Source organism: Streptomyces subrutilus (assembly GCF_008704535.1).
In the GTDB taxonomy this organism is placed as follows: Bacteria; Actinomycetota; Actinomycetes; order Streptomycetales; family Streptomycetaceae; genus Streptomyces; species Streptomyces subrutilus.
Genome location: NZ_CP023701.1, coordinates 5,860,213 through 5,879,639, shown reverse-complemented (window position 1 = coordinate 5,879,639; position 19,427 = coordinate 5,860,213). Strand labels below are relative to the sequence as shown.

General features: G+C 74.5%; 16 protein-coding genes and 1 pseudogene. 5 read left to right on the top strand and 12 right to left on the bottom strand.

What is annotated here, in order from left to right; genetic code table 11:
• The first annotated feature begins 54 nt into the window (after positions 1–54).
• The 3 genes from CP968_RS26050 to CP968_RS26040 all read left to right on the top strand — a co-directional run bounded on the left by CP968_RS26050 (position 55) and on the right by CP968_RS26040 (position 2,983).
• Positions 55–1,470: a serine-threonine protein kinase gene (locus tag CP968_RS26050; protein ID WP_229886784.1), complete on the top strand. Its 1,416-nt coding sequence runs from the start codon at positions 55–57 to the stop codon at positions 1,468–1,470.
• A gap of 95 nt (positions 1,471–1,565) precedes the next feature.
• Positions 1,566–2,204: a hypothetical protein gene (locus tag CP968_RS26045; protein WP_150520313.1), complete on the top strand. Its 639-nt coding sequence runs from the start codon at positions 1,566–1,568 to the stop codon at positions 2,202–2,204.
• Complete coding sequence (locus CP968_RS26040; RefSeq protein WP_268253299.1) at positions 2,201–2,983, top strand: 3-keto-5-aminohexanoate cleavage protein; 783 nt, start codon at positions 2,201–2,203, stop codon at positions 2,981–2,983. The genes CP968_RS26045 and CP968_RS26040 overlap by 4 nt, the downstream gene beginning before the upstream one ends.
• On the opposite strand, the gene soxR is transcribed toward CP968_RS26040, so the two are convergent.
• Positions 2,964–3,407: a redox-sensitive transcriptional activator SoxR gene (soxR, locus tag CP968_RS26035; RefSeq protein ID WP_150520312.1), complete on the bottom strand. Its 444-nt coding sequence runs from the start codon at positions 3,405–3,407 to the stop codon at positions 2,964–2,966. The two genes, CP968_RS26040 and soxR, sit on opposite strands and share 20 nt — an antisense overlap.
• Positions 3,408–3,536: 129 nt before the next feature.
• On the opposite strand from soxR, the gene CP968_RS26030 reads away from it, so the two are divergent.
• Positions 3,537–3,998 (top strand): MaoC family dehydratase, encoded by a 462-nt coding sequence (locus CP968_RS26030; RefSeq protein WP_150520311.1) that lies wholly within the window; start codon positions 3,537–3,539, stop codon positions 3,996–3,998.
• A gap of 71 nt (positions 3,999–4,069) precedes the next feature.
• Here CP968_RS26030 and CP968_RS26025 read toward each other — a convergent pair whose 3' ends face one another.
• From CP968_RS26025 to CP968_RS26015, 3 genes are all read right to left on the bottom strand, one after another.
• Positions 4,070–4,723, bottom strand: coding sequence for a TetR/AcrR family transcriptional regulator (locus tag CP968_RS26025; RefSeq protein ID WP_150520310.1), 654 nt, complete (start codon positions 4,721–4,723; stop codon positions 4,070–4,072).
• 138 nt (positions 4,724–4,861) lie between these two features.
• Positions 4,862–5,149, bottom strand: coding sequence for a YiaA/YiaB family inner membrane protein (locus tag CP968_RS26020; protein WP_150520309.1), 288 nt, complete (start codon positions 5,147–5,149; stop codon positions 4,862–4,864).
• Positions 5,150–5,244: 95 nt separating this feature from the next.
• Positions 5,245–6,396: an acyl-CoA dehydrogenase family protein gene (locus tag CP968_RS26015; RefSeq protein WP_150520308.1), complete on the bottom strand. Its 1,152-nt coding sequence runs from the start codon at positions 6,394–6,396 to the stop codon at positions 5,245–5,247.
• 66 nt (positions 6,397–6,462) lie between these two features.
• On the opposite strand from CP968_RS26015, the gene CP968_RS26010 reads away from it, so the two are divergent.
• Positions 6,463–7,173, top strand: coding sequence for a TetR/AcrR family transcriptional regulator (locus CP968_RS26010; RefSeq protein ID WP_150520307.1), 711 nt, complete (start codon positions 6,463–6,465; stop codon positions 7,171–7,173).
• 148 nt (positions 7,174–7,321) lie between these two features.
• Here the strand turns inward: CP968_RS26010 and CP968_RS26005 are convergent, their stop codons facing one another.
• From CP968_RS26005 to CP968_RS25970, 8 genes and pseudogenes are all read right to left on the bottom strand, one after another.
• A complete protein-coding gene (locus CP968_RS26005) occupies positions 7,322–8,401 on the bottom strand; it encodes a Zn-dependent alcohol dehydrogenase (protein WP_150520306.1) in 1,080 nt (359 codons plus the stop codon).
• A 17-nt stretch (positions 8,402–8,418) separates the two neighbouring features.
• Complete coding sequence (locus CP968_RS26000; protein WP_150520305.1) at positions 8,419–9,831, bottom strand: aldehyde dehydrogenase family protein; 1,413 nt, start codon at positions 9,829–9,831, stop codon at positions 8,419–8,421.
• A 99-nt stretch (positions 9,832–9,930) separates the two neighbouring features.
• On the bottom strand, positions 9,931–11,436 hold the full coding sequence (locus tag CP968_RS25995) for a CitMHS family transporter (RefSeq protein WP_150520304.1): 1,506 nt from the start codon (positions 11,434–11,436) through the stop codon (positions 9,931–9,933).
• A 72-nt stretch (positions 11,437–11,508) separates the two neighbouring features.
• Positions 11,509–13,707 (bottom strand): molybdopterin oxidoreductase family protein, encoded by a 2,199-nt coding sequence (locus CP968_RS25990; RefSeq protein WP_150520303.1) that lies wholly within the window; start codon positions 13,705–13,707, stop codon positions 11,509–11,511.
• A gap of 429 nt (positions 13,708–14,136) precedes the next feature.
• Positions 14,137–14,754, bottom strand: a pseudogene (locus CP968_RS25985) (TetR/AcrR family transcriptional regulator); the annotation flags it as partial.
• 36 nt (positions 14,755–14,790) lie between these two features.
• Positions 14,791–16,089, bottom strand: coding sequence for a hypothetical protein (locus CP968_RS25980; protein WP_150520302.1), 1,299 nt, complete (start codon positions 16,087–16,089; stop codon positions 14,791–14,793).
• Positions 16,090–16,297: 208 nt separating this feature from the next.
• Positions 16,298–17,236: a cupredoxin domain-containing protein gene (locus CP968_RS25975; RefSeq protein ID WP_229886785.1), complete on the bottom strand. Its 939-nt coding sequence runs from the start codon at positions 17,234–17,236 to the stop codon at positions 16,298–16,300.
• Entirely contained in the window at positions 17,233–19,347 is a 2,115-nt protein-coding gene (locus CP968_RS25970; protein WP_150520301.1) for a right-handed parallel beta-helix repeat-containing protein, read from the bottom strand. The genes CP968_RS25975 and CP968_RS25970 overlap by 4 nt, the downstream gene beginning before the upstream one ends.
• Between the last annotated feature and the right edge of the window lie 80 nt (positions 19,348–19,427).

Sequence of the window (19,427 nt, the reverse complement as noted above, 5' to 3'; positions counted from 1 at the left end):
AGGATGCTGGACGCGCCGGAGGCACGGCGCGGTGACGGGTGGAGGGGACACGCCATGGCGGACAACGTCGGGACGGACGCCGGAGCGGCGGGCATCGCCGGAACCGGGGACGGCGGGACCGGGGACGGCGGGATCGCGGGCGCGGTGGCCGCGGGCGGCGGGATCGGGGTCGGGCCGTACGCGGAGCTGGCCTTCGACTCCGAGGGCGACGCGGACCGGGCCGCGCTGGGCTCGGTGGCCCGGATGGAGGCGACGGACCTGCTGGTCTTCGCGCACGGCTGGAACAGCGATCCGTCGACCGCGACCCGGCTCTACGACCGGTTCTTCGGCCCCTTCCCCGGGCTGGTGGGGTCGGGGGTGCGGCTGGGGTACGTGGGAGTGGTCTGGCCGTCGATGCGGTTCTCGGACGAGCCGATACCGGACTTCGACGGGCCCGACGCCCTGGGCCGGCCGGGCTTCGGCACCGCGCTGGACCCGGCCACCCGGCACGCGCTGGAGGCGTTCTGGCCGGGCCGCTCGGCGGAGCTGGAACGGGTGGCCGAGCTGTTGGAGGAGCGGGAGGAGTCGGCGGCGGCGTTCATCGAGTTCGGCGCGCTCGTCCGGGAGCTGGCGGGGGTGAACGCGGTGCCCACGGCCGACGCGCCGCCGGTCCCCGCCCTCTTCGCGGAGGACGTCCTGGAGGTGTGCCGGTCCCTGACCGACGCGCTGGCCGAGGCGGGCGGCCCGCCGGTGCCGGAGGACGCGGCGCGGGGCGCGGTGGCGGGCGGGAGCGGCGGGGAGGGGCTCGTGCCGGTGGCCGGCGAGGGGTTGCGCGTGCTGTGGTCCGGGGCCAAGGAGCTGCTGCGGCAGGCGACGTACTACCAGATGAAGAGGCGGGCGGGCCTGATCGGCGAGCACGGTCTCGGTCCGGCGCTGGTGGAGCTGGCGCAGCGGCGGCCGGCGTTGCGCGTCCACCTGATCGGGCACAGCTTCGGGGCGCGGCTGGTGTCCTTCGCGCTGCGCGCGGTGCCCGACGACGCCCGGTTCGTGAAGTCGCTGTCCCTGCTGCAGGGAGCCTTCTCCCACTACGCGTTCGCCGACCGCCTACCGCACGACGCGGAGCGCGGGGGCGCCCTGCGCGGCCTGCACCACCGGGTCGACGGGCCGGTGGTGGCCTGCCACTCCCCGTACGACGCCTCGCTCGGGGTGTTCTATCCGCTGGCCTCCCGGATGGCAGGGGATTCGGCCGGTTTGCTGGGCTTCGACGCACGATGGGGCGCGATCGGTCACGACGGGGTGCAGGCGGTGCCCGGCGCGGCGCGGCTGAGCCTCGGCGCGGCCCTGCGCCAAGGGGTGCCGACGACCGGTTGCGTCAGCGTGGACGCGGGCTCCGTGGTCCGGCGGGGCGGCCCGCCGTCGGGGGCGCACAGCGACATCTGCCACGAGGAACTGGCCCGGCTCGTGGTCGGCGCGGGGCGCATGGGGCGCTGACTTCCGGCCATGTGCCACCCGCACGCCTCGACCGCCCCCGCATGCGCCCGCGGTAGGCCGGGCATGTTGGGCACATCAGCGGAGGTGAAGGTGTGATGGCGGGATTCCGGAGTCTGGCCTATCAGGTGCGTGACGCACGCAACGACCGGGCCCTGCGGCGCCATTCGCTGCGCCGCTGCCTGGAGAGGTTCGCCCCGTACGGGCACAGGGCCACGTGGTGGCACTTGTGCGACCGGCACGGGATCGCTCCCGAGGACCGGGGGGCCGATCCGCTGCGGCTGGTCGCCGCGCTGGAGGAGCTGGAGGAGGCGCGGGCGGTCTGGTTGGAGTACGAGCGGCAGTTCGCGGAGCGGCGCAGACGCGAGAAGCACCACGGCCTGCGCCGGCCCGAGTGGGCGTGGGGCGGGAGCGGCGACGCCGTGGTCCGCTGCGCCGATCCGGGGGTGCGGCCCGAGGGGGCGCTGGGCGAGGTGCTGCGGCGGCTGGTGCGGGCGCTGGAGTCGGAGCCGGGGACCGGCTGCCCGATCTGCGGGGACGAGGAACTGAAGTGGCCGGGGGCCATCCCGCTGCAGGGCGCGGGCCCGCGGGCGCACCCGGGCCACGGTGCGGTGCACGGAGCGGGGCCGGGCCCCTGGGAGGGGGCCTGGGCGTGGGACGGGCCGGTGTGCGCGGGCTGCGGGATCGTGGTGCCCCGGCCCGCGCTGACGGAGGCGCCGGCGGCGGGGGCTGCGTGAGGCCCGCGCTGCTGGTGTCGCTGAACGGGGCGCGGGGGGCGGCGGACGGCCCGGCCGTGCCGATGTCGCCGGGGGCCCTGGCGGAGTCGGCGCGGGAGGCGGTGGCCGCGGGCGCGGCGGAGGTGCTGGTGCACCCGCGGACCCCGTGCGGGCGCGAGAGCCTGTCGCCGCGGGTGGTCGGTCCGGCGCTGGAGGCGCTGCGCGGCGCGGGGGTCCGCGTACCGCTGTCGGTGTCGCTGGGCACGGCGGCCGAGCCGGACCCGGCGGGGCGGCTGGAGCGCGTGCGGTCGTGGACGGTGCTGCCGGACCGCGCCGAGGTGCACTTCGCGCAGCCGGGGGCGGCCGCACTGGCGGACGCCCTGCTCGCGCGCGGGATCGCGGTGGACGCGGTGGTCCCGCTCGGCGGCCCGGCCGGACCGGAGCCGATGGCGCGCTTCCTTGCCTGGCCGGTGCGCGACCCGGGCGGGCGGGTCCGGCTGGCGGCCGAGCTCGCGGCGGCCGACCCGGCTCTGGTGGCGGGGCTGGGCGGGCTGCCGCCGGTGGCCCTGCTGCTGTACGGGCGGGGGGAGGCGGCCTGGCCGGTGCTGCGGCTGGCGGCGCGCTGCGGCACGGGGGCGCGGACCGGGGCGGGCGACGTACTGCGGCTGCCGGACGGCCGGCCGGCCCGGTCCAACGCCGAGCTGGTGGCGGCGGCCGGGGCGGAGGGGGACGGGGCGGAGCGGCACCGGGTCGGAGGCCGGCCGGCAGTCGGGCGGGGGACTACAGCCGCGAGCCGGTGAGCCGCTCGCCGAAGACGTCGTCCGGGTTGGACAGCGCGCAGTTCTCCAGCGACAGGCAGCCGCAGCCGATGCAGTCGGTCAGGTGGTCGCGCAGCCGGCCCAGTTGGGCGATGCGCTGGTCGAGCTCGGCCCGCCAGGCCTCGGAGAGGCGCGCCCAGTCCTCGCGGGTGGGGGTCCGCTCCTCGGGCAGCTCGGCGAGGGCGTCGCGGATGCTGGCGAGCGGAATGCCCACGCGCTGGGCTGCCCGGACGAAGGCCACCCGGCGCAGCGCGTCGCGCGTGAAGCGGCGCTGGTTGCCGGACGTGCGCCGGCTGCTGATCAGGCCCTTGGACTCGTAGAAGTGGAGCGCGGAGACGGCCGCGCCGCTGCGGGCGGACAGCTGGCCGACGGTGAGTTCGTGGATTTTCTCGGGAATCTGCGGCACCAGGCCGAGGGTAGTCGGAGGTCCGTTGACATACACAGGGCGTCCCAGCATCCTGAGCAAGCGCTTGTTCGTGCGCGGGTCAGTGGCCAGCCCCGGTGGCCAGTCGTCTGTGAGAGGCAGGAACAGGGCATGGCCGAGCCGAGGGTGTTCACGTCCGCCGAGGAGCTGCACGCCGGGACGGGCGAGCCGCTCGGAGCGAGCGACTGGCTGGAGGTGGACCAGAAGCGGATCGACCTCTTCGCGGACGCCACGGGCGACCACCAGTGGATCCACGTGGACCCGGAGCGTGCGGCGGCCGGACCCTTCGGTTCCACCATCGCGCACGGCTACCTGACGCTGTCGCTGCTGCCCAGCCTGGTGCCGCAGGTCATGCGCGTCGAGGGGATGCGGATGGGCATCAACTACGGCACGAACAAGGTGCGCTTCCCGGCGCCGGTGCCGGTCGGATCGCGACTGCGCGCCACGGCCGTGATCACGGAGGTGGCGGAGGCGGGTGAGGGCGTCCAGGTCACGGCGACCGTGACGGTCGAGCGCGAGGGCGGCACGAAGCCCGTGTGCGTCGCGGAGTCGGTGTCCCGCTACTACTTCTGAGGACCGGGCACCGCCTCCGGAAGATCCCCGCGGCCGGGAGCCTTGCGGCCGGGAACCCTGCGGCCGGAGCCCTACGTCGGCGAGCCGGGCGTCCGGGGGCCGGGCGTCCGGGCGCCCACCATGCGCAGCACGAGGTCGGCGTAGAGCGCGCCGACCTCGTCGGGCGTGCGCCGCCCGTCGGCGCTGAACCAGCGGGCCACGTCGATGCAGAGCGACAGGACGGCGAGGGTGGTGCCGGGCACGTCCGGGACGTCGAACTCCCCGGACGCGACCCCTTCGGCGAGCATGCGCCGCACGGCGGCGTCGCTCCGCCGGCGCAGGGCCACGATCTCGGAGCGGTGCTCCGGCGCGAGGGCGTCGAGCTCGTACTGGACCACGCGCGCGGTGGTGTGGTGCGCCGCGTGCCAGCGGACGAAGGACCGTACGGCGGCGTCGAGCCGCCCGGCCGCGCTGCCGGGAGCCTCCGCCGCGGTGGCCAGGATCTCCAGGGCCTTGTCGTGGCCGATCCGGCTGATGCGGTGGAGCAGCTCTTCCTTGGTCTTGTAGTGGATGTAGAGGGCGGCCGGGCTCATGCCCGCCCGGCCGGCGATGTCGCGCGTGGTGGTGGCGTGGTAGCCGCGCTCGGCGAAGGCCTCCACGGCGGCGACGAGCAGCCGCCGGGCCGCGTCGGGAGTGACCTCCGACCACGGCCGGTAGCCCTCGGCCGTCTCCTCCGCGCTGTCCATCGCTCGCTCACCCTCTCCGCCTCGTGGGAAGGGACACCCTACCCGAGGGTGAGCAAGCGCTTAGCCCGGAGCGGGCGGGGCCGGGCACCTCGGCCGTCTCGGCCACTTCGGCCGTCTCGGCCACTTCGGCCGTCTCGGCTACTTCGGGGCGAAGGGGTCGTACTCCGCCATCATCTTCTCCATCCGCGCCTGGTCGACGCGGCTGACGATCTGGGTGACCTCCTGCCGGTCGCGGATCACCTTGGCGAGGGTGAAGGCGGAGGTGATGAGGTAGAGGGCCGCGATGCCCAGGAAGGCACGGACCCAGCCGTCCACCTCCAGGTTGTAGATCCCCACGGCCACGGAGGCCATGGCGATGCCGAAGGAGGCGACGGCCTGGCCGTAGTACGCCCCGGTGCTCTGCTGCTTGACCGGTGTCTCGTTCATGGGCACAGCATCCGGGCCCGGGGCCCGGGGCCGCATCCGCGCGCGTACTCAGGCGCGTACTCATCCGCACCCGGCGGGCGCGGAGGGCCGCGGCGTCAGAAGGCGGACACGCCCGTGCGGGCGCGGCCGATGAGCAGCTTCTGGATCTGGCTGGTGCCTTCGTACAGGGTCATCACGCGGGCGTCGCGGAGCAGCTTGCCGGCCGGGTACTCGTCGATGTAGCCGTACCCCCCGTGCACCTGGAGGGCGTTGCCCGCGGCGCGCACGGCGGCCTCCGAGGCGAAGAGCTTGGCGGTGGAGGCCTCGGTGGCGAACGGCCGCCCGCGGTCGACGAGGTCCGCGACCCGCCAGGTCAGCAGCCGGGCCGCGTCCACGTCGACCGAGATGTCGGCGATCAGCTCCTGCACCAGCTGGTGCCCGGCGATGGGCTTGCCGAACTGCTCGCGCCGGGTGGCGTACGAGACGGCCGCGTCCAGCGCCGCCTGCGCGATGCCGACGCAGCCGGCGGCCACCGACATCCGCCCCTTGGCCAGCGCGGACATGGCGACGGAGAAGCCCTTGCCCTCGGGGCCGAGCATCGCGGCGGCGGGCACGCGCACGCCGTCGAGGGCCAGTTCGGCAGTGGCCTGGCCGCGCAGGCCGAGCTTGCCGTGGATCTCGCGGCGGGTGAGGCCGGGGCTGTCGGCGGGGACCAGGAAGGCGGAGATCCCGTGGTGTCCGGGCCGGTCGTTGGTCCGCGCGAAGAGCAGCACCACGTCCGCCCAGGTGCCGTTGGTGATGAAGGTCTTGCCGCCGGTGACGACGTAGGAGTCCCCGTCGCGCTCGGCACGGGTGGTGAGGTGGCCCGCGTCGGAGCCGGTGCCGGGCTCGGTGAGGGCGAAGCAGCCGAGTGCGTCGCCGGAGCACAGGCGGGGCAGCCAGGCGTGCTTCTGCTCCTCGGTGCCCCAGGCCGCGATGGTCTTGGCGACCAGGCCGAGGGAGACGGAGACGATGCCGCGCACCGCGGAGTCGCCGCGGCCGAGCTCTTCGGTGACCATGGCGTAGGCGAGGTGGTCGCCGCCCGATCCGCCGTACTCCTCGGGGACGGTCAGGCCGAGGAAGCCGACCGCGCCCAGCTTCTTCACGATGGCCCGGTCCACGCTCTCGGCGCGGTCCCAGGCCGCGGCGTACGGGACGACCTCGCGCGCGGTGAAATCGCGGGCGAGCCGGCGTGCGGCGGCCTGCTCCTCGCTCGGCTCCAGGTTCACCGGGCACCTCCGGGGTCGTTAACTAGCAGCGGTAGTTAAGAGCGCTCGGGGCCTACTATGTGGCGCATGGCCAGACCGCGCAAGCCCCTCCTCAGCAGAGCGCTCATCGTCGAGACGGCGGGAGCGCTGGTGGACGCGGAGGGACTGGAGGCGGTGTCCACGCGGCGGCTGGCGGCGGCTCTGGGAGTCAGCGGGCCCTCGTTGTACAACCACTTCCGCACCAAGGACGAGATCCTGGACGCGGTGGCGGACGCGGTGAGCGCGCGGGTGGACCTGTCGATGTTCGAGGGCTGCCGGGACTGGCGCGGGGCGCTGCGCGCCTGGGCGCACTCGTACCGAGACGCCCTGGCGGACCATCCGAACATCGTCCCGGTGCTGGCGCGGGGCCCGGGGCGCCGGCCGGCGGGGCTGCGGGTGGCGGACGCGGTGTTCGGGGCGATGACGGACGCCGGGTGGCCTCCGGCGCAGGCGACCCGGATCGGCGCCCTGATGCGGTACTTCATCCTGGGCTCGGCCGTGGCCTCGTTCGCCGGGGGCTTCGTGGACGACGAGACGGCCTACGACCCGGCGGACTACCCGCACCTGGGACAGGCGCACCTGCTGGCCGAACGCCGCCGGGAGGTGGACGAGGGCGCCTTCGACACCGGCCTCGCGGCCCTCCTGGACGGACTGGCCCTCCAGTACGAGGCCTTGGCGGCGGGGACGGGGGCGGCGGGGACGGGGGCGGCCACAGCGGGGACGGCCGCGCCCGCCGGGCCGGCGGACGCGCGGGCGTGAGGGGCCCCTGCCGCCCGATCCCGTGGCCGAGTCCCGTGGCCGAGTCCGGTAGCCGAATCCCGTGGCCGTGTCCGGTCACCGTGCCCCGTGGCCGTGTCCGAGATCCCGGGCCCCGTCCCGGCCGGGGCGGGGCCCGGGATCCGGGTGCTCAGAAGACGACCAGGGAGCGGCCGCCCTTGCCCGCCAGCATGGCGTCGAACGCGGCCGGGATGCCGTCGAGGGTGATGCGGTCGGTCACGAGTCCGCCGAGGTCGAGGCGGCCTGCGCGGACGTGTTCGGCGATCACCGGGAGGTCGCGGGCGGGGTCGCTGTTGCCGTAGACGCAGCCGGTGAGGGTGCGGGCGAAGTGGAAGATCTCCAGGGCGTGGAAGGTGACCTGCTGCTCCTTGCCGCCGATGCCGACGACCGTGGTGCGGCCGCCGCGCCGGGTGGAGTCCCAGGCGGCGCGGATGGTCTCCGCGCGGCCCACGCACTCGATGGCGACGTCCGCACCCCGGCCGCCGGTGAGCGCGCGGACCTGCTTGGCGGTGGTGTCGGAGGCGAGGACGAAGTCGGTGGCGCCGGCGGCCCGGGCCAGTTCCTCCTTGGCCGGTGACACGTCGACGGCCACGATCGGGCCCGCCTGGGCGATCCGGGCGGCCTGGAGCGTGGCCAGGCCGACGCCGCCGACCCCGAAGACGGCGACGGACTCCCCCGGGCGGACCTGGGCGCTGTGGTGGACGGCGCCGTAGCCGGTGAGCACGGCGCAGCCGAGGAGGGCGGCTTCCGCGAGCGGGATTCCGGTGGGCGCGGGCAGTACGCAGCGGGCCGCGACGACGGTCTCCTCGGCGAAGGCGGCCACGTTCAGCCCCGGGTGGAGCTCGTTGCCCCGGGCGTCGTGCGCGTGGACGGCGCCGACTCCGCGGAGCGCTTCGACGCAGAGCCAGACCTCGCCGATGCCGCAGTGGTGGCACGCACCGCAGGACGGGGCCCAGTTGAGCACCACGCCGTCGCCGGGGGCGACGTGCGTGACTCCGTCCCCGACGGCCAGGACCGTGCCCGCCCCTTCGTGGCCGAGGACGGCCGGGACGGGGACGCGCATGGTGCCGTCGGTGAGGGAGAGGTCGGAGTGGCAGACCCCGGCGGCGGTGAGCCGTACCCGGACCTGGCCGGGGCCGGGCTCGGGCAGCACGATGTCCCGGATCTCCAGCGGGGCTCCGACGGCGGGCAGGATGGCGGCGCGGACCATGGTCGTCGTCTCCGTCTTCAGAACTGCAGGGACTTGGTCTGGAGGTACTCGCTCAGGCCGTGCGGGCCGAGCTCGCGCCCGACGCCCGACTGCTTGTAGCCGCCGAAGGGCGCGCGCACGTTGAAGCGGCCGCCGTTGATGTCCACCTGGCCGGTGTCCATGCGGCGGGCGAAGGCCGCGGCCGTCTCCTGGTCCGCCGCCCAGACCGCCCCGCCCAGGCCGTAGACCGTCCCGTTGGCGATGCGCAGGGCGTCCTCCTCGTCCTCGTAGGAGAGGATCGACAGGACCGGTCCGAAGATCTCCTCCTGGGCGATGGTCATCTCGGGGGTGACGTCGGCGAACACGGTCGGAGCGACGAAGTACCCCTGCGCGTGGGGCGCGTCGGGGCCGCCCGCGACGAGTCGGGCGCCCTCCTCGATGCCTTGGGCGATGTAGCCGCGCACGCGCTCGTGCTGCTTGGCGTTGACGACCGGGCCGAGGCGGGTGCCCGGCTCGCGGGGGTCGCCGGTGGGGTACTTGGCGACGGCGGCGGCCGCGAGCGAGACCGCCTCCTCGTACTGGTCCCGGTGGACGAGCATCCGGGTGAGCGCGTTGCAGCTCTGGCCGCTGTTGTTCATGACGTGGCCCACGCCCGCCGCGACGGCCTTGGGCAGATCGGCCCCGGGCAGGATGACATTGGCCGATTTCCCGCCCAGTTCGAGGGCGACCCGCTTGACGGCGGCGCCGGCCGTGGCGCCGATCTGCCGTCCGACCGCGGTGGAGCCGGTGAAGGAGACGAGGTCGACCCCGTCGTGCGCGGCGAGGGCCTGCCCGGCGACCGGGCCGGTCCCGGTCACCAGGTTGAAGACTCCGGCCGGGATGCCCGCCTCGTGCACGGCTTCGGCGAAGAGCTGTGCGGTGAGCGGGGTGTCCTCGGCCGGCTTGAGTACGAGGGTGCAGCCGGCGGCGAGAGCGGGTGCCACCTTGGCAACGACCTGGTGCAGCGGATAGTTCCAGGGCGTGATGGCCCCGACCACGCCGACCGGTTCCAGGAGGACGGTGGAGTTGCCGATCCGCTCCTCGAAGGCGTACGAGGCGGCGAGTTCGGCGTAGGAGGAGGCCACGGCGATGGGCGAGCCGACGTGGACCGCCTCCGAGAAGCCCAGCGGGGAGCCGAGTTCGGCGGTGACGGTCTCGGCGATCTCCTTCTTGCGGGCGGTCAGCACGTCGCGGAGGGCGCCGATCAGGGCGGCCCGCTCGGCCGGGGCGGTGGCCGCCCAGCCCGGGAGGGCCGCCCGGGCCGCGCGCACCGCCGCGTCCACGTCCTCGGCGGTACCGGCCGGGACCTCGGCGAGTATCTGCTCGTCGGCGGGGTTGCGGACCTCGATCCGCTCGCGGCCGGCGGCGGGCCGCCATTGCCCGCCGATGTACATCCCGTCGTGGGCCTTCATGGCATTTCCTCCCGAGCACGCACCGGCGCGTAGACCTGACCTGGCGGACACCCTACAAACTAGCGCCGGTAGTTTTCGGTGCGCCAGGGGTGACCGGGATCAGATGATGCCGAAAAGCATGCCCGCCGCGAGCACGACCAGGGAGGTCAGGGCCGCCCATTTCACGGTGAAGCGGGTGTGGTCGCCGAACTCCACCTTCGCCATTCCGACGAGGACGTACACGGCCGGAACCAGCGGGCTGGACATGTGCAGGGCCTGGCCGACGAGCGAGGCGCGGGCGATTTCGAGCGGGGAGACGCCGTGGGCGGCGCCGGCCTCGGCGAGGACGGGCAGGACGCCGAAGTAGAAGCCGTCGTTCGACATGAAGTAGGTCAGGGGCAGGCTCAGCAGACCGGTGACCAGGGCCATGTGCGGGCCCATGCCCTCGGGGATGGCGCCGACGAGCCAGTCGGCCATGTTCTTGACCATGCCGGTGCCGGTGAGGACGCCGGTGAAGACGGCGGCGGCGAAGACCATGCCCGCGACGTTCAGGACGTTGTCGGCGTGGGCGGCGATCCGGGCCTTCTGGTCTGGCATGTGGGGGTAGTTGACGGTGAGGGCGAGGGCGGCGCCCAGCAGGAACAGCACCGGGATGGGCAGCAGCTCCATGATCATCGAGGTGAGGAGGGCGACGGTGAGGCCGGCGTTGAACCAGTAGAGGTGCGGCCGCAGGGTGGCGCGGTGCGGGTCGAGGCCCTGGAACCCCTCTTCCGGGGACTCGCCCGGGCCGTCCTTCGGGGCGGTGGTCCCGGCGGCGCCGGAGGACGCGGCGGACTCCCCGGCACCGTCGGCGCCGTCGGCGTCACCGCCGCCCGCGCCCGCACCCGTACCCGTACCGGGACCGCCGCCCGTACCGGGACCGCCGCCCGTACGGATGCCGGTGCCGGCACCGGCCGGAACGAGGTGCTCCGCGGCGCGGTCCGCGGTGTCCTCCTCGCCCGGGAGGGCCAGCAGGCCGATCCGGCGGCGCTCCTTGAGGCCGAGGACGTACGCGAGGACGAAGACGAACAGCAGGCCCACGGCGAGGGCCGGGATCATCGGCACGAACACATCGCCGGCGTCGAGCTTGAGGGCGGTGGCGGCGCGGGCCGTGGGGCCGCCCCAGGGAAGGGTGTTCATGACGCCGTTGGCCGTGGCCGCGACGCCCGTCATGACCACCAGGCTCAGCCCGAGCCGCTTGTACAGGGGGTACATGGCCGAGACCGTGATCATGAAGGTGGTGGAGCCGTCGCCGTCGAGCGAGACGATCGCGGCGAGGACCGCGGTGCCGACGACGACCCGCACCGGGTCGGCCTTGCAGAAGCGCAGGATGCCCCGCACGATCGGGTCGAAGAGGCCGACGTCGATCATCACGCCGAAGTAGACGATGGCGAACATCAGCATGGCGGCGGTCGGCGCGAGCTTGCCGACGCCGTCGATCACGTAGTCGCCGAGGTGCGCGCCCTTTCCGGCGAATACGCAGAACAGCGCGGGAATGAGGACGAGCGCCGCGATGGGCGACATTTTCTTCATCATGATCAGGACCAGGAAGGTCGCGATCATGGCGAAGCCGAGGAAGGTCAGCATGGTGGGAACGTAGGCGCGCACCCTCGGGCCAACAAGACGTCTACGCGTGAGCAATACGAGCAAAACCCCAGCTCAGGGCAGGGGTGCGAGGTGGACGGGGAATCCGTTGAGCACCGCGGTACCTGACAGCCGGTCCAGTCGGCTGCCGTCGAGCAGCTGGTTGACGTTGACCCCGGGGGCGGCGGCGGCGACCGAGAGCCGGGTGCCGGCCCGGTCGTGTCCCCATCCGTGCGGGAGGCTGACGACCCCGGTGCGGACGGCGTCGGTGACCTCGACGGGCACGTCGAGGCTGCCGCCGTCGGCGGTGATCCGGGCGAGGGCGCCGTCGGCGAGGCCCAGCCGGTCCGCGTCCCGCGGGTGCACCTGGAGCGTGCAGCGGTTGGAACCTCCGGTGAGGGCCGGGACGTTGTGCAACCAGCTGTTGTTGGACCGCAGGTGGCGGCGGCCCACGAGCACCAGGGCGGCGGGGCGGTCGGCGAGCGTCGCGCGCAGCCGGGGGAGCTCGGCCGCGATCGGCTCCGGCAGCAGCTCGATCCTGCCGCTGCGGGTCCGCAGTACGTCCGCGAGCCGGGGGCGCAGCGGGCCCAGGTCGATGCCGTGCGGGGCTCGCCGGAGGTCGTCGAGGCCCAGGCCGTAGGGGCCGAGCCGGAGCATCAGGTCGAGCCGGCGCTCGGGGCCGCCGCGCCCCGCCAGCGTGCGGGCCCGCTCGGCGGGGTCGCTGCCGAAGAGGGGCGAACGGGGGTCGGCGACGGCCCGGGCGAGGGTGTCGGCGATGACGCGGTCGTCCACGGCCTCCGGCGGGGCTCCGTGCAGGCCCGAGACGGCGAGGACCAGCCGCGCGTGGATCTCGCACTCGTCCATGCGCCCTTCCTCCAGGGGAACGGCCGCGGGCGAGTAGCGGACCTGGTTGCGCACGGCGAATCCGTTGAAGGCGAAGTCGAAGTGCGCGCTCTGCGCGGGTGGCGGCGGGGGCAGCACCACGTGCGCGTGGCGTGACGTCTCGTTCAGGTAGGGGTCGACGGAGACCATGAAGTCGAGGCCGGACAGCGCGCGGTCGAGCCGGTTGCCGTCGGGCGCGGACAGGACGGGGTTGGCCGCGATGGCGAGCAGCACCCTGATCCGCCCCTCGCCGGGAGTCTCGATCTCCTCCGCGAGCGCGGTCAGGGGCAGTTCGCCCTTGGCCTCGGGGTGGCCGCCGACCCGGCTCGACCAGCGGCCCAGGGCGAACCCCTTGCCGGGCCCGGCCGGCCGGGGTGCGGCGGCGGTCGCGGAGAGCGGGAAGAGGGCTCCGCCGGGCCGGTCGAGGTTGCCCGTGAGGATGTTCAGTACGTCGACGAGCCAGCTGGCCACCGTCCCGTACTCGACGGTGCAGCTGCCGATGCGCCCGTAGACGGCGGCGGTGGGCGCGGCGGCGAGCTCGCGGGCGAGGGTGCGGATCTCGGCTGCCGTGAGGTCGCAGGCGGGTGCCACGGCCTCGGGAGTGAAACTCCCGAGGGCGACCTCGAGTTCCCCGATCCCCTCGGTCCGTTCTCCGGACGCGTCGGGCGCGGTGAGCTTCTCTTCGAGGAGGGTGTGCGCGAGCGCCGCGAGGAGCAGGGCGTCGCTCCCGGGCCGGGGTGCGAGGTGGCGGTCCGCGAGCCGGGCCGTGCGGGTGCGGCGCGGGTCCACGACGACCAGCGTCCCGCCCCGGGCGCGCAGGGCCTTGAGCCGGCCGGGGAAGTCGGGTGCGGTGCACAGGGAGCCGTTGGACTCGACCGGGTTGGCGCCCAGGAGCAGCAGGAAGTCGGTGCGGTCCAGGTCGGGGACCGGGATGGCGAAGGGGTCGCCGAACAGGAGCCCGCTGGAGACGTGTTTGGGCATCTGGTCGAGGGTGCTGGCGGTGAAGAGGTTGCGGGTGCCGAGCGCCTTGAGCAGGAGCGGCGGATAGAGGGCCCCGGCCATGGTGTGGACGTTCGGGTTCCCCAGGACGACGCCGACCGACTGCGGCCCGTGCTCCCGGACCAAGGCGGGCACGGCGGCCGCGACGGCGTCGTACGCCTCTTCCCAACCGACCTCCCGCAGCCGGCCGTCGCGACGGACGAGGGGTGTGCGCAGGCGGTCGGGGTCGGCGTCGAGCTCCCCGAACGCCGCCCCCTTGGGGCAGACGAAGCCGCGGCTGAACACGTCCTCGCGGTCTCCGCGGGCTCCGGTGACGGCCGAGCCCTCGATGGTCAGGGTGAGGCCGCAGGTGGCCTCGCAGAGGGGGCAGATGCGCAGGGCGGTGCGGGACATGGGCGCTCCAGGGGGCTGCCGGCCGCGGTGGCGGCCGGGGCGGGCACGGGGCACACGGGCGATCGAGCATACCGACCGGTAGGCACGGTGGGGAGGGGGCGGCGGGGACCGGCCGCGTACGGAGGGGCCACACGGGTCCGGTGGGGCCCGGCGGGCCGACGGGGCCGTGGGGCCACGGGGACGGGAGCGGCGGCGGGGCGGGCTCGACGGTCAGGGCGGAGTCGGCGGCCGGGGCGGGCGGGTCAGGCCCGGCGGCCGGGGCGGGTCAGGCCCGGCGGGTCAGGCCGGGCGGGTCAGGCCGGGCGGGTCAGGGCCGAGTTCAGGTTCAGGGGCGGGGTCGGCTTCGGCTTCGACTTCGGGGTCGGCTTCGGCTTCGGCTTCGGCTTCGGCTTTGGCTTCGGCTTTGGCTTCGGGGTCCGGTGCGGGTCGGTCGAGGACGCGGGCCAGGTAGGCGTGCATCATCGCGCGGGTTTCGGAGACGATGTCCGGGTCGCCCGCCGGGTCGGTGCGGAAGGCCAGGTGGATCAGTGCGTCGGTGGCCTCGACGGCGACCAGGACGGCCCGGTGCAGGACGGTGTCGGGGGTACGGCCCAGGTGCGCGCCGAGCAGTTCGGTGAGGCGGACGGCCACCGCGTGGTTGGGGTCCGCCTCGGGCCCCTCGGCCGGCGGTGCGGGTACGCCGAAGTCGACCAGGGCGAACCCGGGGACGCTGCGCTTCATCGCCAGGTACTCGTCCAGCACGGCGTCCACCACGGGCCACCACGGTGTGGCGGGCAGGCCGGCGAGGCGGTGGGCGATGCCGGTGGCGTAGCGGTCCAGGTTGCGCTGGGCGAGGGCGATGGCCAGGGCCCGCTTGTTGCCGAAGAAGCGGTAGACGGACCCGATCGGCACGCCGGCGCGCTGGGCCACGGCGCGGGTGCTGAGGTTCTCGTAACCGGTCTCGTCGAGCAGTTCGGCGCAGGCGTCGAGGATCCGGGCGAGCCGGTCGGCGCTGCGCTGCTGGACGGGGGTGCGGCGCAGGGGGTGGGCAGGGGGCACGGGGTCCATCATGCCGCTCCGGGTCCCGCCCGTCCGGCGCGGGCCTCAGTTCAGCAGGAGGGTCAGCCCCCCGAGGGTGTACGTGATCATCAGTGCCAGCAGCGGCAGTTGACCGGCCACCGCCTTCGCGGGAGGGAAGAGGCGCACGGAGCGGTCGTGCGCGGCGACCACGCCGAGTACGTGCCCGGTGATGACGGCGATCACTTGGAGGGCGGCGAGGCCGCCGGGGCCCAGGGGTGGAGCGGGTTCGGGGGCGTTGTCAGTGCCCAGTGCCATGCTTACCGTGCGTGGTCCTTCGACTACCAGGAGGGAGAAGTAGTGGGCGATCAGATAGCCGAGCGAGATCGGTACGAGTGAGTGCGCGAAGGCGGTGAGCGGGCCGGGGTGCGGGCCGCTGACGAGCCGGGTGGCCGCCGCGCACAGGCAGTAGAGGGCGGCGACGAGGGAGACGGAGCCGAGGAGTCCGAGGGTGGCCGTGGGGGTGCGGCCGAGGGGGGAGGTCTGCAGGACGTTGATCCACGCGGGGTTGTCGGAGAAGCCGTCATAGGCGGTGGAGCCGAGCAGGACGCAGACGATGGCGACGAGTCCGGGCCGCTCGGGCGTCGCGTCGAGTCCGTGGAAGGGGCTGCGCAGGACGAGGCGGCCGTCGTTCCGACGGCCGAGGGGGGAGAGCCGGGCGAGGAGGGCGGAGTAGGCCTCGAAGGGGTCTCCGTCGTCGAACCAGCGCTCGCCGAACCGGGCGGCGAGGGTGAGTTGGACGGTGGTGTGGGTGGCGAGGGCGATGAGGAGGGTGGTGGTGGACGCGGGATCGGGAGAAGCGAGTTCGAGCCAGGTGAAGGCGAAGAGGCCCGCGGCCGCGGGCCATTGGCCGAGCAGGGCGGGAAGGGGGCGGTCGGGTTTCCGGCGCAGGGCGCGGGAGAGCAGGCGGTGCAGGGTGCGGATCGGGTTGAGGAGGCGCCAGACGGGGCCGAAGAGGAGGGACGCGGGCACGAGGCCCACCCAGAGGAGGACGTAGACGGCGCCGGGTGCGGGGTTCCGGGCGGGGTCGTCGGGACCGAGGAGGAGGTACGACAGCACGGCGAGCGCGGCGGCGAGACCGATTCCCCGCAGGGCGGTGCGGGTGGCCGGCGCGTCGGCCACCCGCTGGACCGCGGCGGGCAGGGCGAGGCCCGAGCGGTCCCCGCGGAAGCGGGAGGTGGACCAGAGCAGACCGAGCGCGAGGAAGGAGACGAAGAGCGCGGCGAAGGCACCCGCGAAGGCGTAGAAGGGGGAGATCGGCAGATCGTGCTGGGAGCCGATCCCGTGCGCGAGCGCGGTGAGCGGATCGGCCGGGTGAAGGACCACGCCCTGGCCACCACCGCTCTCCGCACCGCCACCGCCACCGCCCCACGCGCCGGGCCCGGCACCCGCACCCACACGGGCACCGGCACCGGCACCGGCACCCGGGCCGCTCAGCACGGGCCCACCGACAGCGGCGCCGCGCCGACGCCCCGGGCGGGGCCGTGGCCCGGGCCGGTGACCGGGTCGCGGTGGGGGCCGAGGTCGGGGCGGGTCATCGGACGAGGAGTTGGGTCAGCACGAGGCCGGACTCGTGGGTCTCCACCTCGAACAGGCCGGTGCGGTCGGCCGTCAGGACCAGGGTGGCCTCCTGGCCTGCCGGCAGAACGAGTTCCTTGTCGTAGCCGTGGACGTGCAGGGTGTCGCCGCGGTCGCTGGTGACGCGGAGGGCGACGCGTTCGCCGCGCTTGACCTCGGTCCGGGCCGGGGCGGGGCTCACCTTGCCGTCCCGGACGGTGACGGTGACGGTGCGGTCGGCGGCCTGTTCGGAGGGCTGCGGCGGGAGCTGTGGCGACGGGGTGGCGTCGTGGGCGTGGCCGCCGCCGGGCACTCCCCCGGCGGCGGTGAGCGGGGCCGTGGCCTCGACCGGCTTGCCGGCCACCGCCCAGGCGGTGTGGTCGTCGGCGTAGAGGCGGACGGTCAGGGTGTGCGTGCCCTCGGGGACCTGCGCGGCGGGCAGGTGGTACCAGGGGCCGTACAGCCGGGCGACCTTGCGGCCGTCCAGCTCCAGGTGGGCGTGGCCGGCGCCTAGGAGGGCGGCGCCGCCGGTGCTGTCGGGGGTGAAGCGGAAGTTCTCCACGGTCAGCTGGAGGTTCCAGCCGTCCTCGGAGTCCGGGCGGGCGGCGAGCCGGACCTTCGGCGCGTCGTCGGCCGGGACCTCGCGGAGCCGGTGGCCGGCCCCGTCGTCGGCGGTGAGCAGGGTGCCCGCGCTGCCCGATGCCTGCTCGTGCGTGGTGCCGGGCTTGTGGTGGGTGGTGGCCCGCCCGCCGCAGCCCGCTGCCGCGCCGCCCGCGAGGAGCAGGGCGAGGGCGAGCAGCGCGGTGGTGCGGGCGGCCCGGCGAGCGGGCCGGGGCACACGTCGGCCCCGGGGCGCCCCGCCCGACCCGTCCGCGCCACCCGACCCGCCCGTGCCGTCCGTGTCGTCCGCGTTCATCGTTCGTCTCCGGAGGTGGGTCGGGCGGCGTGGTGGGCCGGGGTCGGCGCGGGGGCGGCCGGGGCCGGGGTGCGGTCGTTCGCCGGGGTGCCGTCCGGGGTGCCGGGGCGGGCCGAGGCGACGACCGCCCACAGGACCCAGACCACGGCGACGAGGGCGCGTACCCAGGCGGGGCTCAGGGGGGTCCACGGGATCATCAGGACCGCCTTGTCGAAGGCGTCGAGCAGGGTGAGGCCGGCCAGCAGCAGGGTCAGGCGGGCCAGCCACGGGCGGGTGGGCCGCAGCGCCAGCCCCGCGCCCGCCCACCACAGCCCGAGCAGGAGGAGCGCGACGGCCGGGACGGGCGTGGACACCCATGCCGTCGTGGAGCCGGCCACGTCCAGGGCCAGCCCGGCCAGGCCCAGCAGCGAGGCGGCCGTGCCCAGCCGGGAGCCGCGCAGCCGGCGGCGCCACAGGACGCCGCCGACGAGGAGGAGCACGGCCGCCACGGCCAGCGCGAGCTGGGTCTCGACCCGCTCCAGCCCGCGGGCGCCGTACCAGTCGCAGCCGGCCGGGAGCTTGCGCGCCTGGACGTTGTAGTCGGCGCAGACGAGGAGTTGGACGAGCTTGACGGGTTCGCCGACAAGTCGGGCCGATGCTCCGGAGACGGCGCCGCGGCGTTCGCCGCACTGCGGCACCGCGCCCGGGGTCGAGCCGGCGGGGCCGTCCTGCCAGCAGTTGCCGCGGCCCTGGCCGTCCCACCACACGTCCATGCCGTTGGGGCGGGCGGCGCCGGACTTGTCGCGGCCCATGACGTTGCCGGCGTACCGGTTGTGGTGGGAGGTGTCCGTCTGCTTCGACCACGCCTCCTCGCCCCGGATGAAGGCGGGCACGGCCGAGAGGAAGAAGCCGGCGCGCTCGTGGCCGTACACCCAGTTGTCCTCGTAGAGGTTCCAGTTGCCTCCGGCGGTGATGATGCCGGTGCCCGGCGGCATGGAGATCTGCGGGCAGACGACGCCCCGTTCGTAGCCGCGCTCGACGGGCGGCTTGGCGCAGGTGCCGTCGGCGACGTTGCCGTAGTAGTCCTGGTTGTTGTCGTGGATCAGGTTGCGCTCGAACTTGGCGTGGTTCTGCGGGAGTCCGGGGTGGCCGGGGAAGGCGCTGTCCATCGAGGCGCCTCCCATGTTCTGATCGAACTCGTTGTCGTGCACCCACACCGAGTCGCCGGCGGTGCCGGAGTAGCCGACCATGTTGTGGTGGCTGCGGCAGCCGGTGATCTCGATGGAGTAGCGGGGGACGTCGTAGCCGCGGCCGTCGTTGATGTTGGAGGCGCTGCCGGGGTAGATGCCGGAGTCGCCGTTGCCGTACGACTCGCAGTTCTTGTAGAGGCCGTGGTCGCTGGCGAAGGTCAGGAAGCCGTACTCGTCGTTCCAGCGGGTCAGCACGTCGTCGATGACGAAGCCGTCGCCCGCGAGGACGTACAGCGAGTTGAAGGTGGTGCGCTGCGCGGTGAAGTTGCGGAAGTAGACGCCGTTGGACCGGTCTGCGCGGATGGCGTTGAGCTTCTGGTACTTGGCGTCGACGACCACGTCCAGGCGCGAGGCGCCGGTGCCTTCGATCTGGAGGTCGGTCTTGCCGAGGATCGCGACGAGGTTCTGGTTGTGGCGGCACTGCACCTGCTGCTCGTAGCTGAGGATCTGGTAGCCGAGCGACGACTGGGGTGCCTTCAGCGCGGCGCACTCGCCCGCCGGCTGCGGGAGGGAGGGCTCCTCCTCGTAGAGGCCGGGGAGGATCGCGATGTTCATGCCGGGCCGGTCCACCGCGTCGACGGCTTCCTGGAGGTGGCGGTAGCCGCTCTTCTCGCAGCGTTCGTAGAGGGCGAGGTTGCGCTGTCTGAGGTCGTCCGGGAAGGCGGATATCCGGCGTTCGAAGGCGGCTCGGTCGGTCTTGCAGACGAGTACGTCGGGCTCCGCCGCCCGGTAGGCGGGCACGGAGCCGGTGCCGTCGGGGAGGGTGACGGGCCGCTCCTCGTGCGCCCGGGCGGCGGGCGCGGCGGCGAGGACGGTCAGGAGGGAGAGGAGGGCGGCGAGGAGCGCCGCCGGCACGGCAGGGAACCTGCGGGTCCACGACATGCGCGTGAGAGTAGAGCAATGTTCACCTTTTCGGATCCCCCCGTGCGGGAATCCGCGTCCGCCCGTGCCGCGATCCGCGC

Excerpts from the sequence above, each read along its gene's own strand:
- CP968_RS26000 (WP_150520305.1), bottom strand. The coding sequence starts at position 9,831 with ATGAAGGCCCACGACGGGATGTACATCGGCGGGCAATGGCGGCCCGCC.
- CP968_RS26050 (WP_229886784.1), top strand. The coding sequence starts at position 55 with ATGGCGGACAACGTCGGGACGGACGCCGGAGCGGCGGGCATCGCCGGA.
- CP968_RS26020 (WP_150520309.1), bottom strand. The coding sequence starts at position 5,149 with ATGAACGAGACACCGGTCAAGCAGCAGAGCACCGGGGCGTACTACGGC.
- CP968_RS25975 (WP_229886785.1), bottom strand. The coding sequence starts at position 17,236 with ATGAACGCGGACGACACGGACGGCACGGGCGGGTCGGGTGGCGCGGAC.
- CP968_RS25995 (WP_150520304.1), bottom strand. The coding sequence starts at position 11,436 with ATGCTGACCTTCCTCGGCTTCGCCATGATCGCGACCTTCCTGGTCCTG.
- CP968_RS26005 (WP_150520306.1), bottom strand. The coding sequence starts at position 8,401 with ATGGTCCGCGCCGCCATCCTGCCCGCCGTCGGAGCCCCGCTGGAGATC.
- CP968_RS26010 (WP_150520307.1), top strand. The coding sequence starts at position 6,463 with ATGGCCAGACCGCGCAAGCCCCTCCTCAGCAGAGCGCTCATCGTCGAG.
- CP968_RS26030 (WP_150520311.1), top strand. The coding sequence starts at position 3,537 with ATGGCCGAGCCGAGGGTGTTCACGTCCGCCGAGGAGCTGCACGCCGGG.
- CP968_RS26045 (WP_150520313.1), top strand. The coding sequence starts at position 1,566 with ATGGCGGGATTCCGGAGTCTGGCCTATCAGGTGCGTGACGCACGCAAC.
- CP968_RS26025 (WP_150520310.1), bottom strand. The coding sequence starts at position 4,723 with ATGGACAGCGCGGAGGAGACGGCCGAGGGCTACCGGCCGTGGTCGGAG.
- CP968_RS25970 (WP_150520301.1), bottom strand. The coding sequence starts at position 19,347 with ATGTCGTGGACCCGCAGGTTCCCTGCCGTGCCGGCGGCGCTCCTCGCC.
- CP968_RS25990 (WP_150520303.1), bottom strand. The coding sequence starts at position 13,707 with ATGTCCCGCACCGCCCTGCGCATCTGCCCCCTCTGCGAGGCCACCTGC.